Source organism: Flavimobilis rhizosphaerae (assembly GCF_014852685.1).
Taxonomy (GTDB): domain Bacteria; phylum Actinomycetota; class Actinomycetes; order Actinomycetales; family Cellulomonadaceae; genus Flavimobilis; species Flavimobilis rhizosphaerae.
In genome coordinates this window covers 226,813-240,748 of record NZ_JACZDF010000003.1, presented here as the reverse complement: position 1 = coordinate 240,748, position 13,936 = coordinate 226,813, and the positions used below count along the sequence as shown (strand labels likewise).

14 protein-coding genes are annotated in these 13,936 nt (G+C 72.0%); 7 read left to right on the top strand and 7 right to left on the bottom strand.

What is annotated here, in order from left to right; all coding sequences use genetic code 11:
- Positions 1–81 precede the first annotated feature (81 nt).
- The gene (locus IGS67_RS07360; RefSeq protein ID WP_328741952.1) at positions 82–906 is read left to right on the top strand and encodes an aminoglycoside N(3)-acetyltransferase; all 825 of its coding nucleotides are present in this window, start codon (positions 82–84) and stop codon (positions 904–906) included.
- A gap of 5 nt (positions 907–911) precedes the next feature.
- Here IGS67_RS07360 and IGS67_RS07355 read toward each other — a convergent pair whose 3' ends face one another.
- Complete coding sequence (locus IGS67_RS07355) at positions 912–1,520, bottom strand: thymidine kinase (RefSeq protein WP_192279256.1); 609 nt, start codon at positions 1,518–1,520, stop codon at positions 912–914.
- 133 nt (positions 1,521–1,653) lie between these two features.
- On the opposite strand from IGS67_RS07355, the gene IGS67_RS07350 reads away from it, so the two are divergent.
- Together IGS67_RS07350 and IGS67_RS07345 are read left to right on the top strand one after the other, a co-directional pair.
- On the top strand, positions 1,654–3,189 hold the full coding sequence (locus IGS67_RS07350) for an amino acid permease (protein ID WP_192279254.1): 1,536 nt from the start codon (positions 1,654–1,656) through the stop codon (positions 3,187–3,189).
- Between the two features lie 705 nt (positions 3,190–3,894).
- The gene (locus tag IGS67_RS07345; RefSeq protein ID WP_192279252.1) at positions 3,895–4,809 is read left to right on the top strand and encodes a DUF3883 domain-containing protein; all 915 of its coding nucleotides are present in this window, start codon (positions 3,895–3,897) and stop codon (positions 4,807–4,809) included.
- Between the two features lie 224 nt (positions 4,810–5,033).
- Here IGS67_RS07345 and IGS67_RS07340 read toward each other — a convergent pair whose 3' ends face one another.
- A complete protein-coding gene (locus IGS67_RS07340) occupies positions 5,034–7,172 on the bottom strand; it encodes a S9 family peptidase (RefSeq protein ID WP_192279250.1) in 2,139 nt (712 codons plus the stop codon).
- A 111-nt stretch (positions 7,173–7,283) separates the two neighbouring features.
- On the opposite strand from IGS67_RS07340, the gene IGS67_RS07335 reads away from it, so the two are divergent.
- The 4 genes from IGS67_RS07335 to IGS67_RS07320 all read left to right on the top strand — a co-directional run bounded on the left by IGS67_RS07335 (position 7,284) and on the right by IGS67_RS07320 (position 9,985).
- The gene (locus IGS67_RS07335) at positions 7,284–7,658 is read left to right on the top strand and encodes a PH domain-containing protein (RefSeq protein WP_192279248.1); all 375 of its coding nucleotides are present in this window, start codon (positions 7,284–7,286) and stop codon (positions 7,656–7,658) included.
- Positions 7,659–7,711: 53 nt separating this feature from the next.
- On the top strand, positions 7,712–8,521 hold the full coding sequence (locus IGS67_RS07330; protein WP_192279246.1) for a MerR family transcriptional regulator: 810 nt from the start codon (positions 7,712–7,714) through the stop codon (positions 8,519–8,521).
- A 133-nt stretch (positions 8,522–8,654) separates the two neighbouring features.
- Positions 8,655–9,017: a GntR family transcriptional regulator gene (locus IGS67_RS07325; protein WP_192279244.1), complete on the top strand. Its 363-nt coding sequence runs from the start codon at positions 8,655–8,657 to the stop codon at positions 9,015–9,017.
- Positions 9,014–9,985: a DUF1648 domain-containing protein gene (locus IGS67_RS07320; protein WP_192279242.1), complete on the top strand. Its 972-nt coding sequence runs from the start codon at positions 9,014–9,016 to the stop codon at positions 9,983–9,985. Before IGS67_RS07325 ends, IGS67_RS07320 begins: the two co-directional genes overlap by 4 nt.
- Before the next feature lie 18 nt (positions 9,986–10,003).
- On the opposite strand, the gene IGS67_RS07315 is transcribed toward IGS67_RS07320, so the two are convergent.
- From IGS67_RS07315 to IGS67_RS13910, 5 genes are all read right to left on the bottom strand, one after another.
- The gene (locus IGS67_RS07315) at positions 10,004–10,438 is read right to left on the bottom strand and encodes a hypothetical protein (protein ID WP_192279240.1); all 435 of its coding nucleotides are present in this window, start codon (positions 10,436–10,438) and stop codon (positions 10,004–10,006) included.
- Positions 10,435–10,875, bottom strand: a complete 441-nt coding sequence (locus tag IGS67_RS07310) for a hypothetical protein (RefSeq protein WP_192279239.1) — start codon at positions 10,873–10,875, stop codon at positions 10,435–10,437. The genes IGS67_RS07315 and IGS67_RS07310 overlap by 4 nt, the downstream gene beginning before the upstream one ends.
- 85 nt (positions 10,876–10,960) lie before the next feature.
- Positions 10,961–12,133, bottom strand: a complete 1,173-nt coding sequence (locus IGS67_RS07305) for an ABC transporter permease (protein WP_210767136.1) — start codon at positions 12,131–12,133, stop codon at positions 10,961–10,963.
- The gene (locus IGS67_RS07300) at positions 12,130–12,777 is read right to left on the bottom strand and encodes an ABC transporter ATP-binding protein (protein ID WP_192279238.1); all 648 of its coding nucleotides are present in this window, start codon (positions 12,775–12,777) and stop codon (positions 12,130–12,132) included. Before IGS67_RS07300 ends, IGS67_RS07305 begins: the two co-directional genes overlap by 4 nt.
- Positions 12,774–13,838, bottom strand: a complete 1,065-nt coding sequence (locus tag IGS67_RS13910; protein WP_192279237.1) for a peptidoglycan-binding protein — start codon at positions 13,836–13,838, stop codon at positions 12,774–12,776. The genes IGS67_RS07300 and IGS67_RS13910 overlap by 4 nt, the downstream gene beginning before the upstream one ends.
- Positions 13,839–13,936 lie beyond the last annotated feature (98 nt).

Sequence of the window (13,936 nt, the reverse complement as noted above, 5' to 3'; positions counted from 1 at the left end):
GTCCCGGACAGGCGGGCGCCGTACCGGTGCCGGCACACATCGGGGGATGTGGAGCGGAGCCGCGGCGGGCACACTAGGTGCGTGCTCACCACCCCGCTCACCTCGGCAGACGTCGCAGCAACCCTCCGCGAGCTCGGCGTCGCCGGCCGCACCGTCATGGTCCACACAGCGATGTCCCGACTCGGGCACGTCGTCGGCGCCGAGGACGGGCTGCTCCGCGGCATCCTCGACGCCGTCGGACCCGACGGCACCACCGTCATGCCCGCCCAGTCCTGGCAGCTGTGCGACCCTGCGTTCCTGCGCCTCCCCGACATCGACCCCGAGTGGTACCCGCTGCTGCGCGACCACCTGCCCCCGTATGACCCGGCACGCACACCCACGCGCACCATGGGTGCCGTCGCCGAGCTCTTCCGCACCTGGCCCGGCGTCCTGAGATCCGGGCACCCGCAGCGCTCCGTCGCGGCCCTCGGACCCCACGCGTCGCGCGTCACCGCCGTCCACGACCTCGACGACGCGGCCGGTGAACGGTCACCGATGCGGGCCCTCGAGGACCTTGATGCGCTCGTCTGCCTGCTCGGTACCGGGTTCGACAGCTGCACAGCGCTCCACCTCGCCGAGAACCGCACCGACTGGCCCGGACGCACCGTCGTCGACCAGGGCGCGCCGATGACCGTAGACGGCGAGCGCCGCTGGGTCACGTGGCGCGAGGTCGTCCCGGCCGACGAGGACTTCGGCGCCTGCGGTGCCGGGTTCCGTGCCGCTCACCCTGCGCTCGTCGCCTCGGCGCGCCTCGGGGCGGCCGAGGTCGTCGTCGTCCCCGTGCGCGAGCTCGTCGCCTACGCCACGAACTGGTTCGCCGAGCATCGCGGCGGCTCCGTCCTCGCCGCGCAACCTCGAGGACGGTAGGCGGGTCAGGGCAGCCGCCCGCCCGACTCCGCGAGGTAGCACGCCGCGCACACGGCCTCGTACGTGACCTCCGCACCCCCGTCGATCGCGACCTGCGCGCCGTCGAAGATCGCCCGACCGTCGATCCGACGCGTCGTGAAGATCGCTTTGCGCCCGCAGCGACAGATCGTCTTGAGCTCCTCGAGAGAGTGGGAGATCTCGAGCAGGCGGCGCGACCCAGGGAACGCCTCCGTGCGGAAGTCCGTCCGGATGCCGTAGCAGATCACCGGGATGCCGTCGAGGACCGCGATCCGCAGCAGGTCGTCGACCTGCTGCGTCGAGAGGAACTGCGCCTCGTCGATGAGCAGGCACGAGACGTCACGCCCGCTCGCGAGCTGCACCGCCGACCGGTGCTGCTGGAACAGCCCGTACGCGTCGTCGTCCGCACCCACGAGGTAGTCGACCTCCCGCACGACACCCAGACGCGAGTGGATCTGACGCCCAGCCTTCGTGTCGACCCCCGGCTTCGCCAGGAGGATCCGGTGCTCGCGCTCCTCATAGTTGTGCGCGGCCTGGAGGAGCGACGTCGACTTGCCGGAGTTCATCGCTCCGTAGCGGAAGTACAGCTTGGCCATGGGCTCGATTCTCCCATCGGAGCACACCTGATCACAGCGCCCCTCCGCATGCTGGTGCCCACGGATGTGCGCGCAGCCCTCGCGCTCGGGGCACGCGGCAGCAAAGATGGTTCCTGCGCCCGAAGGAGGCAGTATGCCCAGCCACGACTCGCGACCCGCAGCGACGTTCCTCCGCAGCCTCGCGCGACGCAAGAGCGTCGAGCAAGCGATCGCCACAAGCCACGACGAGACGCGCTCCCTCAAGCGGAACCTCACCGCGTGGGACCTTGCCGTCCTCGGTGTCTCTGTCGCCGTCGGCGCTGGCATCTTCTCTGTCGGGGCCTCCGCTGCCGCGCACCACGCCGGGCCCGCCGTCATCGTCTCGTTCGTCATCGCCGCCGTCGTCTGCGGGCTCGCCATCATGTGCTACGCCGAGTTCGCGTCAACCCTGCCGATCGCAGGATCCGCCTACACGTTCTCGTACGCGACGTTCGGCGAGGGCGTCGCCTGGTTCATCGGCTGGGACCTCATCCTCGAGATGCTGCTCGCCGCCGCCGTCATCGCGAAATTCTGGGGCGTGTACGTCGGCGACGCGTTCACGCTCTTCGGGGTCGATATCCCCCTGAGCGTCGACCTCGGGCCGCTCACACTCGACTGGGCGCCCGTCCTCGTCGTCGGTTTCTTCACCGTGCTGCTCGTCCTCGGCACCAAGCTCTCGACGCGCGTCAACTCCGTTCTGACGATCCTCAAGGTGGGCATCACGCTCTTCGTCATCGTCGTCGGGTTCCTCTACGTCAAGGCGGAGAACTTCACGCCGTTCGTGCCCCCGTCGCAACCCACCGAGGGGAAGTCCGGCCTTCACCAGCCGCTCGTCGCGTTCCTCACCGGACAGGAGCCGTCGATGTACGGGGCGCTCGGCATCCTCTCGGGTGCAGCACTCGTCTTCTTTGCGTTCATCGGCTTCGACGTCGTCGCGACGACGGCAGAGGAAGCCCGCGACCCGCAGCGCACGATCCCGCGCGGCGTGCTGGGCGGGCTCGCGCTCGTCACCGTGCTGTACATCCTTGTCACCGTCGTCGTCACCGGCATGGTGCCCTACACGGAACTCGCAGCGGTTGAGAAGCCGTCGCTCACCAGCGCGTTCGTGCTCGTCGGCGCCGACTGGGCCGGGAAGGTCATCTCCATCGGCATCCTCGTCGGGCTCACGAGCGTCGTCATGGTGCTGCTCCTCGGGCTCGCACGCATCGTCTTCGCGATGAGCCGCGACGGCCTCCTGCCGCGCGGCATGTCCGTCACGCACGCGCGCACGCGCACGCCCGTCGCCCTGCAGATCGGCATCGGCGTCGTCGTCGCCGGGATCGCCGGTCTCGCGGACGTCGGGTTCCTCGAGGAGATGATCAACATCGGGACGCTCTCGGCGTTCATCCTCGTGTGCTTCGGGGTGCCGCTGCTGCGGCGGTCCCGCCCCGACCTCACGCGGGGCTTCCGTGTGCCGTGGTCGCCCGTGCTGCCCGTGGCGGCCGGCCTCGCGTGCATCTGGTTGACCACGAACCTCACTGTCCTCACGTGGCTGCGGTTCCTCGCATGGATCGCGGTCGGGGCCGTCGTCTACCTCTCCTACTCGCGGCGACACTCGCTGCTGGCCGCGCCCGACCCGTCGGTTGACGGCGTCCGCGACCCAGGCGTCTGACGGACCCTGCGCTCCGCAGCCAGCTCCGTGAGATGGGGCGGCAGCCGCTCCGACCAGCGGTCCGGGCGGCGCTGCCGCCAACGTTGCGGCCAGCGGAGCGATAGATGGTCCGGTAGCTGCGCCCTGAGGAGGGCACCCCACGCGCGGCCTCGTAGGTCGATAGCCGATCGGTGCACATCACACGCACGGATCGGCTATCTGGACTTCGCTCCGGGGCGGGTGGCCCGCTCGATAGCGGATCGGGACGCAGCATGTGTACGGATCGGCTATCGAGCGCCCCGGAGCGGAGCCCCCGGTCCGGGGCCGCGGATCGGGACGCTCCTCGTGCACGGATTGACGTGTGCCCCCCCGTTCAATGGGGGCACACGTCAATCCGTCGGCAGGAGAGGGTGCCGAGCCCGCTCGATAGCGGATCGGGACACCTGTGGTGGTCCGATCGGCTATCGGCATGCAGGGTCAGGCGGTCGCCGCCGGGACAGGGAGGTCCGCCGGGGACAGGACACCGTCGCGCATCTCGTGGATCTCGACGCGTCCCACCCGTCCGACGGGGGGACGCCTCAATCCGTGAGCGACCAGGCCGTCGATAGCCCATCCGGACGTCAAGGGTGTATGGATCGGCTATCGAGGAGGCGCCTCACGGCGCCGCCTGCGACCAGGGCCCGACGGTCCCCCGACGACGGCCCCACGGACGGCTAGTCTCAGACCATGTCGAACGCGAGCACCGAGCAGCCTGTACGTCGCCTGCCCGACTTTGGAGCATGGGTCATCAAGTGCAACCCGGAGTTCAGCAAGCCTCAGGAACTCCTCGCCAAGGGCGGTCTGGACGACTACTGGAGCTTGACGAACAGCACGTCGTACCGCCTCGACGAGATGCGGGAGGACGACCCGGTCATCTTCTACGTCGGGCGCGGGTCGCGAACCGTCGATGCGGGGTTCTGGGGCGCGGGGGTCATCACCGACGGTGTGGTCACGGGGATCCAGGCTGATCCGGACGCGTGGGCCGACTCCGAGCGAGCTCAGAGCCGTACGACATGGCTGGGGGTCGGGCTGACATTCTGGGAGGTGCCCGTGACGCTCGAGCAGTCGCGCGAGGATGAGGTGCTCGCCGCGTCCGAGCCGGTCGCGAAGCCCCAGGTCTCGCCCGCCTATCTCACGAAGTCTGAGCTCGACTCGCTCCTTGCGCTAGCCGGCCACGAGTCGCTGTACGACGGGACCGCAGCGGTGCGGTCCCGTCACTCCGGCAGCGGGCTCAAGGCGATCGTCGAGAAGCGCGCGGTCGCGGCGGCGAAGAAGCACTACAGGAAGCTCGGCTTCAAGGTCGTGGATGACGTCCAGAGCGAGCGTGGCCTCGGCTATGACCTCAAGCTCAAGCGCAAGGAGGGCGGCGTCAAGGAGACGATCCTCGTCGAGGTCAAGGGCAAGATTGGCAGGCGGACGGCGAGTTCGGCTGTCATCCTCAGCGCCAACGAGCTCAAGGCCGCGAAGAAGGAGAAGGACTGGCGGCTCGTCGTCGTCTCTGAAGCTCTTGAAAAGAAGCCTGTCGTTACGGAGTTCAGCGGCAAGGAAGCGCGCAAGGCTGCTAAGGCCATGTCGCACACGGTGACGCTCCCCTCGCCCTGATGCGCCTCACGCGTGTTCACGTTCACTGACGACCGGTGAGAAGCTGCACGATGCGACGCGGCGCCCGCGTCGTCTTGTTGGGCTGAGCTGCTCCCCAGCGCCCCCCCGCGAGTGCCGATAGCCGATCGGTGCACGTGACGTGCACCGATCGGCTATCGAGCGAGCCTGCCCGGCTGACGGATCGACGCATCCCGCCCAACCGGCGGGAGGAGAGCGTCAATCCGTCAGCCGAGCGTTGCCGGCGGGTCAGCGGGGGCCTCGTCGAGCACGTGCTCCGCGAGGAACCCGCGCACCGTCGCGTACCAGACCTTCGCGTGCTGCGGCTTGAGGATCCAGTGGTTCTCGTCGGGGAAGTACAGGAACCGGTGGGCCGTCGTACCGTCGTCGGCTTGCGGCAGGCCCGACGCGCTGAGCAGCGAGTACCAGAGCGAGAGCCCCTCGCCGACCGGCACCCGGTAGTCCTTGTCGCCGTGGACGACGAGCATGGGCGTGCGGATCTCGCCGACCGACCGGTGCGGCGACCACGCCGCACGCATCTCCGGGGTCATCTCCCGCGCCCAGTACGACGCGTGGTCGGTCGTCGGCAGGAACAGCTCGAGCGACCACAGTCCCGCGTGCGAGACGATCGCCCGGAAGCGGTCCGTGTGCCCGGCGACCCAGTTCGCCATGTACCCGCCGAAGGACCCGCCCATCGCGGCCGTGCGCGTCTCGTCGACGTCGGCGCGAGCCTCGGCCGCGTCGGTGAGCGCAAGAAGGTCAGTGAACGGCTCGGCGCCCCAGCGCCCCCAGCCGCGATCGACCATCGCCTGCCCGTAGCCCTTCGACAGTGCGGGGTCGGGCATGAGGACGGCCCATCCCTGGGAGACGAGCAGCCACGGGTTCCACCGCCACGACCAGGCGTTCCACGAGCCGAGCGGCCCGCCGTGGATCCACAGGACGAGCGGCGCCTGCGCGTCGGCCGACGCCCCGTCGGGCAGTGCGAGCCATGCCCGCAGGGGCGTGCCGTCGGTGGCCGTCGTCGTCACCTCGGTGAGCGTGCCCGGCAGCGCGGGGCGCTGCGCCGGGCCCCGCAGGTCGGTGACCTGCGCGAACCCGCCCTCGGTGACGTCGAGCGCGATGCGCACCGGCTCGGCCGGGTGCTCCCACGACGAGCGCAGCGCGAACACTGCGGAGCCGTCCGGCGCGACGACGACGTCCGTGAACACGCCCTCGTCCGTGAGGCGCACGACGGTGCCCGTGGTGACGTCGACGCGGAACACAGGTCCGCGCCCCTGCCAGTCGGCCGTCATGACGAGCCCCGACCCGTCGGGCAGCCACACGACCTGCCCCGGCCAGCCGTCCCAGTCCGCGCCGAGCCGACGCTGCGCACCCGTCGCAAGCTCGAGCAGCCACAGCTCGTCGCGCGGCCCGGCGTGCGGCGTCGACCGCTCGCTGCGCACCCACACGAGGTGCGCGCCGTCGGGGCTCACGCGCGGCGCGTGGTGGTCGTGCGTCGCGTCGGGCACGAGCAGGTCCGTGCGCTCCCCGGTCGCGATGTCGACCCGGACGAGGCCCGTGCCGAGGTTCGCGCGGCCCTCGGGCCGCACCCACTCGGTGACGAGCCACGTGCCGTCGGGAGCGAGGTCCCAGGCGGCGCCGTCGAGCGCCGGACCTGCGTCCGGCGTGAGGTCGCGGAGGACGGCGGGTGCCAGGTCGTCGACGACGGTCGCGGGGTGCGGGGCGGGGACGTCGGCGCCCGACGCATCGGTACCGGACGTGCCCGACGGGTCCGCGGCCGGCGTCTCCGCGGCCGACCCGTCGAGGGCGTAGATCCGCGGCATCGACGGACCAAGATCGTGGTCCCAGAAGCGGATCGGGTAGCCGTCGTGGAGGATCGCGGTGACCTTGGCGTCGTCACGGACCTTGCGCCGCGCGGCGTCGTCCGCGACGTCGCTCGAGCGCACGTGCGCCGACGCCCCGACGAGCACCGTCCCGCTGCCGCGCGCGACGGAGACACCGTCGATCCCACCGGGGTGGGACGCGAGCGTGCGCGCCTCGCCCCCGCCGGCCGGGAGCAGCCACAGGCGGGCCTTCTCGTCGTCGTCACCACCGGGCCGGGTCGCGACGAACAGCAGGTCACCGTCTGGCGTGAACGCGGGCTGACTCTCACCCTTCGCGCCGCGCGTCAGGCGGCGCGGCGCGGCCTCGCCGCGCGCGTCCACCTCCCACAGCGAGGTGACGTACCGGTCGCCGTCCGGGTGGAGCGTCGCCACACCCGTGACGAGCCTGCGCCCGTCCGGGGAGAGCGCGAGCCCGCTGAGACGAGGCAGCGCGACGACGTCGTCGAGGTGCTCGAACGGGGTGCTGGGCGCGTCGGAGGTCATGCCCCCACTCTGCCCCTCGGCAGCGACGAAGCGCGAACCGTGGTTGTCGGTGCCGTCCGCTAATGTCGGGGACGTCCGGGACTCCGGGCGCGAGACGAGGGACGAGGACACATGATCGACTTCACGAATGCCAGCTACGTCAAGCTCTCGCAGTGGGACGTCGCTGCTGCGCACGAGAAGGTGGGCGAGCACCTCACCCACGGTGAGCAGATCTACCTCGCGTTCAAGGGCATGCGGGACTTCGTCGTCTTCACGAGCAAGCGACTCATCGCCGTCAACGTCCAGGGCATCACCGGCAAGAAGATCGACTACACGTCGCTCCCGTACGCACGGATCCAGGCGTTCTCGGTCGAGACTGCCGGGACGTTCGACCTCGACTCCGAGATGGACCTGTGGTTCAGCGGGCTCGGCGTGGTGCGTCTCGAGTTCGCGCGCGGTGTCGACATCCGCAACCTCAACCGTCTCATCGCCGACCACACGCTCTGAGAGGGCTGCGCACGCTTGCGCCTGCCCCTGGGGCAGGGTCTAGCGTCGTGCGCATGACGACGACGTTGACGGTCGGAACGCTCGCGCGCACGCTCGGTGTCTCCGAGAAGGCCGTGCGGCTCTGGACGGATCGCGGGCTGCTCGACGCGACGCGCACGGGCGAGGGTGCGCCGCGCGCGTACGGGCCCGAGCAGGTCGTGCGTGGGCGCACCATCACGCTGCTGCGGGCGCTCGACGTGTCGCTCGCCGACGTCGCGACGGTTCTCGACTCCGCTGATCCTGTCGCGGAGTTCGACGAGCTGTGGGGTGCCGTTCGGGCGTCGCTCGAGGGGCGGCTCGCGGCCGCCGGGTATGTGCGGTCCGTGCTCGCGGGGCAGCCTGCGCTCGACGTCCCCCACGAGGTGCGGGACGTGCCGGCGCGGCTACTTCTCACTCTCGGTGGCTCGGCGACGCTCGGCGAGCTCGCGGGGCTCATCCCGGCGCTCACCAACCGGTTGTTCGTCGCGCTCACGGAGACGGGGGCGACGCTCGCGGGCGTGCCGTCGGTGCAGTACCACGAGCGCGCGACGGAGCACTCGGCCGCGCGCCTCACCGTGCGGGTGCCGGTCGCGGCGCCATGCGCTCCGCCACCGGGGATGGCTCTCGTCGCCGAGGAGGCCGGCCGGGAGATCGTCGTGGTGCTCGACCAGGACCGGGCGGCGGACCAGTCGTTCATCGTCGCGGTCCACGATCATGTGGCGCTCGCGGCGGGGGACGGGTCGCTGGCGGTCGTCGGCGACAACCGGGAGTCGTACCTGCCGACATGGGGGCGCGGCCTGGGTGGTCCGGTCCTGGAGATCTCGGCTCCGGTGGTGCCGCGGTAGGAGGGCCGTCTCCCGACGGTGCCGCGCGAGGAACGTGCTTCCCGACGGATTGATGGCTTCCCCCATCGAATGGGGGAAGCCATCAATCCGTCGGCGCTTGTTCTAGTTGTATGGGAACAAGTACGATGGGGTCGTGCTTCTCACGATCGACCCCGCCGCGCCCGAGCCGCTCTTCGAGCAGCTCGCCGCACAGCTGCGCGCCGCCATCGCCGCAGGGACGCTCTCCGCGGGCGACCGCCTCGCCCCCGCCCGCGACGTCGCCGCAAGCCTCGACATCAACCTCCACACCGTCCTGCGCGCCTACCAGGAGCTCCGCGACGAAGGCCTCGTCGAGCTCCGCCGCGGCCGCGGAGCCACCGTCGCCGCGCGCGCCGACGACGCCGGGCTCCGCGACGCGGGCCTCCGCGCCGCGATCGACACCCTCGTCGCCGAGTCCCGCCGGCTCGGCCTCGACCCCCGCACCACCACCGCCCTCGTCAAGGAAGCCCTGCGATGACCACCACCACCCGGAACGTCCCGCACCGCGGGATCACGGCACTCCTCACGCTCGTCGTCCCGCTCCTCGTCCTCGCCGCCGCGCTCGTCCTCGTCCTCAGCTGGCGCGACGAGCTGCCCGCCGAGGTCGCGACGCACTGGAGCAACGACGGCGTCGACCAGGTCGGCTCCGCGGCGGGGATGCTCGTGACGTTCTCCACCATCGTCGTCCTCTTCTCCCTCGCCATGTGGGCGCTCGGCACGTTCGCCGGGCAAGCCGCCATGACCCGACGCTTCGTCGCCGGCATCGCCGTATGGCTCGCGATCTTCCTCGGCGGGATACTCGTCGTCACCTTCGACGCCCAGCGCGGACTCACCGACGCACGCGACGCGACCGGCATCGGCGGGGGCGTCGTCGTCACGCTCGCCGTCGCGTTCGCGGCCGGCATCGCCGCCGCGAGCGTCGTCCCACGCGACCCCCACCGCCCCGCCCACTCGGCTCTCCCGGCCACGACGACGACGCTTCCGCTCGACGTCGACACGCGCGCGACCTGGGTCCGCACGACCCGCCAGGGGCACGCGTGGCTCATCATCGCCGCGATTGCCGTCGCCGCCGTGGGCCTGGGCATCGCGACCGACTGGTGGATCGGGCTCATCCTCGGCGTCGGGCTCACGCCGCTGCTCATGCTGCTCAGCGCAACCGTCGTCATCGACGCGCGCGGCCTCATGGCCCGCACCGCGTTCCCGTGGCCGCGGATCACCGTGCCGCTCGACGAGATCGAGGACGTCGACGTCGTCCGCGTCGACCCCATGGGCGAGTTCGGCGGCTGGGGCATCCGCACCGCCCTCGACGGCAGCATCGGCATGGTCCTCCGCAAGGGCGAGGCCATCGAGGTGCGCGCGACCGGCGGACGCCGCATCGTCGTCACGGTCGACGACGCCGCCACAGGCGCGGCGCTCCTCGCGACGCTCGCTGGACGGGAGCGCTGAGCTGCCGCCGCACCCAGGTCAGCCGTCGACGAGCTGCGCGCCGCTCGTGTCGAGGCTGATGATCCACCGACCGTCGTTCGCCTCGACCGTCGCGCTGCCGAACGCGCCCTCGGGGACCCGCCAGTCCACGGTCCACGAACCCTCGGCGTCGGGAGTGATGGTGCCGACCTCAAACCGGGCACCGGCGACGACCGCCGTGAGCGTCAGCGCACCATACGGGGTGCGGGGGCCGAAGCCGGGACCGACGTCGTCGCACGTCGAGTAGAAGAGTGCCCCGGTGACCGTGATGACGTCGCCGGGGGCGACGTCGGCGGTCGTCGCGCCGTCGAGCCGGACCTGGGGCCCGACGCACGAGGCGGCGATTCGCGGCTCGTCGGCGGCCGTCGGGCTCGCGCACGCCCCCAGGACAAGGAGCGCGGCAGCGGCGAGCGTCGCACCCCCGCGCCGGTTCACGACGCCTCCCCGGACGCGGCCACGAGCGTGAGCGACGTGGTCGCCGGAACGGCGAGGCCGTCGGCGTCGGCCTCGAGCGTCGCCATACCCGGGGGCGCGGTCGCCGGGACGACGACGGTCGCGGTCCAGGTGCCGTCGGCGGCGGCGTCGACGGTCACGAGCGTCGTCCGGACCTCCCCGACGACGAGGACGACCTCGATGCCTTCCGCGGGATGAGAGCGGTCCTCGGGGTGCTCGCGGCCGAAGACGTCGTACCTCACCCGGTCGCGCCTGTCGGCGATGAACTCGGCGCCCGTCACGGTGATCGTCGCACCCGGCGCGGCTGTCGGTGCCGACGAGATCGAGGGTGACACGTAGTCGATGTACGCCTCGGTGGCCGCGCACCCCGCAAGAGCGAGCGCGGCCGCTGTGGCGGCGACGATCCGGCGGGTGCGCATGCGGGCCTCCTGCGACGACGTGGCTCTCGCTATGTCTGTGTCGTGACGGGCCAGTGACTTGCGCCACTCGTCCAACCGCCGTGGGTCAGGGGACGCGCAGGATCCGCACCGGGTCGCGCAGCGCCGCCGCCAGCGCGGGCGGCACCGCCCCGGCGAGCGCGACGAGCACCGCGAGCACCCCCACCCCCGTGACGAACGAGACCGACGGCAGGGAGCCTGCCGCCGACCACGTCGCCCACAGGCCCACCCCGACGCCGAGCGCCGCACCGGAGCACGCGACGACCGCAGTCTGCACGAGGACGAGCACGACGATCGCCGACCGCGACGCGCCGAGCGCGCGCCGCCGCCCGAAGTCGCGCCGCCGCCCCGCGACGGCCCCGTACGTCGAGACGGACACGATGACGAGCCCGACACCCAGGACGAGCGCCATCATCTGCCGCGACGACGCGCCGAGCTGCCCTGAGATCGCGTCGCGCAGTGCGATCGCGCCGCTCGGTGCCTCCACCGCGAGCGAGGACGTGTTTTCCGCGCGCACGAGCTCGGGCAGGAGCGTCGTGAGCGACGGCACGTCGCCGACGCTCCGGGCCGTCACGTAGACGAACCGCACCGGCACGGGCGCGGCACCGGCCGGGGGCCGCGCGAGGACGAGCTCGTCAAGGTTCGCGAGTGGCCCCGTCCCGTGGACGACGCCGACGACGGGCGTCTCGTCCGCGCCCGAGCGCGGCAGCGCGACCGCGCCGAGCCCGTCGGCGAGCCCAAGCGCGCGGGCCGCGGTCACGCCGACGACGGCCTCACCAGGGCGAGGCGCACGGCCCGAGACGAGAGTGAGGTCCTCCGGCAGCGACCCGACGAGCGCGCGTCGAGCCGCAGCCCCGCCGTCGGGCGTCGCGACCGACCGCACGTCGACGGCGGAGCCGAGCCCGAACGCCTCGTCGACGGCGTCGACCCCCGCGAGGGCGAGCACGCCGTCCGCCGTGACGCCCGCCTCACCCTTGTCGTCGACGAGCGTGAGGAGCCGTGTGCCGACCGAGTCGACCTGCGAGAGGATCGCACGCTCGTTCGCCGCGCTGCGGCCCGCGGTCGCGAGGACGACGACGCAGATGATCGCGACGATGAACGCCCCCGCGATCGACGACACCCGCTGGACGAGCGCCGTCCGGACGCCGTCGCGCACGAGATGACGGGCGTGGGGCCGGCCGGGCCATATCGGCGCCGTCGCTCTCGCCGTGTCGATCTCCGGATCGCGCGTCTGGGTCACGAGAGCACCACCCGCTCGTCCGACTCGTCAGCGAGACGTTCGTCGTGCGTCGCGACGACGACCGTCGCACCCGCCCGCGCATGCGCACGCAACGCGTCCCACACGATCCGGGCCGACGCGCCGTCGAGGTTGCCCGTCGGCTCGTCACCGAAGACAACCCGCGGCCTCGTGAGCAGCGCGCGGCACAGGGCGACGCGCTGCGCCTGGCCTCCTGAGATCTCACCCGGCCGGTGATCGACCCGGTGGCCAACCCCGAAGCGGTCGCACAGCTCGAGCGCGCGCTCACGGGCGTCGTCGTCGGGCATTCCCGCGAAGAGCGCAGCCTCGCGCACGTTGTCGAGGATCGTGCGTGCCGGGTCGAGCACCGCGTCCTGGAAGACAAAGCCCGCATGGCCCGCGCGCAGGCGCGCTCGGGCGGCGTCGGGCAGCGCGGACGCGTCGTCATCGTCCCACCTCACCTGGCCCGACGTCGGACGCAGCATGAGCGCGAGCACGTACAGCAGCGTCGACTTGCCGGAGCCCGACGGGCCCGTCACGGTCGTGAGCGCTCCTGGCGCGAACGCGTGCGTGAGCCCGTCGATGACGGGCGGCGCGCCGCGACGGTACGCGAACGTGAGGTCACGGGCCTCGAGGACGGCCGTCACGACGACGCCGACGCGACGAGCCGTACCTGCGTGCCGGCAGCGACACCGTCGACGACGGCGAGGCCGCGCGACTGTGCGCGCACCGTCACGGGCATGCGCGTCCCGTCGGGCGCCTCGACGAACGTCGAGCCGGACGCGTCCGACTGCAGCGCGGCTGCGGGGACCGCGGGTCCGGTCTCCTCGGGAACGACGACGATCTTCGCGGAGTAGATCGCCGCATCCTGGTCCGCCGGTACGTCCGCGCATGCCTTCCCGCACAGCGGACCGCCGTCGGCGGCCTCGAGTGTGAGCAGCAGCTCGCCCTGGTCGGTGATCTTCGAGCCCGCGATGACGCCCTTCCACTGCGCGTCCTTCGGTCCTGTCACGGTGACGGCGCCCGACGTCGGGACGAGGTCCTGCTGGTCCGCCGTGAGGCGGATCGTGAACGTCGGTGCCTCGGTGAGTGCGGACGCGACGCTCGCCCCGGTCGGCGCCGGCCAGCCGACCCGCACCTCCTTGTCGAGCACGACGCGCGTCGGCAGCGACTTGGCGAACGCCACGTCACCGAGGTGGACGACGCCGTCGACGGGGTAGCCGGCGGCCTTCTGCCACGCGCGGACGGCGGCTGTCGTCGCCGCGTCGAACACGTCGTCGACGCGGCCTGCCGCGAGGTGACCCGTGGCGTCGAGCATCGTCTCGAGCTGGCGCACGTCCGCGCCGCGTGCCCCGGAGGCGAGCTCGCGGAACGCGGGGATGGCGCCCTGAGCGACGACCGTCGGGCGCAGGTCGACCGTGTAGAGCACGTCACCCGCGTCGACCGTCGCGCCCGGCTTCACCTTGACCGACGTCACGGTCCCTGAGGCCGCGCCGACGACGAGCGGCGTCGTCGACCACGTCGCGGACACGGGGAACTCCTGGACACGGCCCACCGTCTCCTCCGTCACGGTGTGGAGCACGGGCGCAGCGAGGGTCGCGTCGGTCGACGGGGGCGTGAACGTGGCACGTCCCGCCCAGGCGCCCAGACCGGCAGCGAGGACGACGGCCCCGATCCACGCGGCCGTAGCGCGGGTTCCTGACTTCACGGCGTCTCCTTGTCCATGTCGAGCTCGATGCCGAACGACACGGTGAGGGAGGTGTCGGTCGTGGGGTGGCTGCCGGCCGGGTGCGTGTGGCGCTCGCG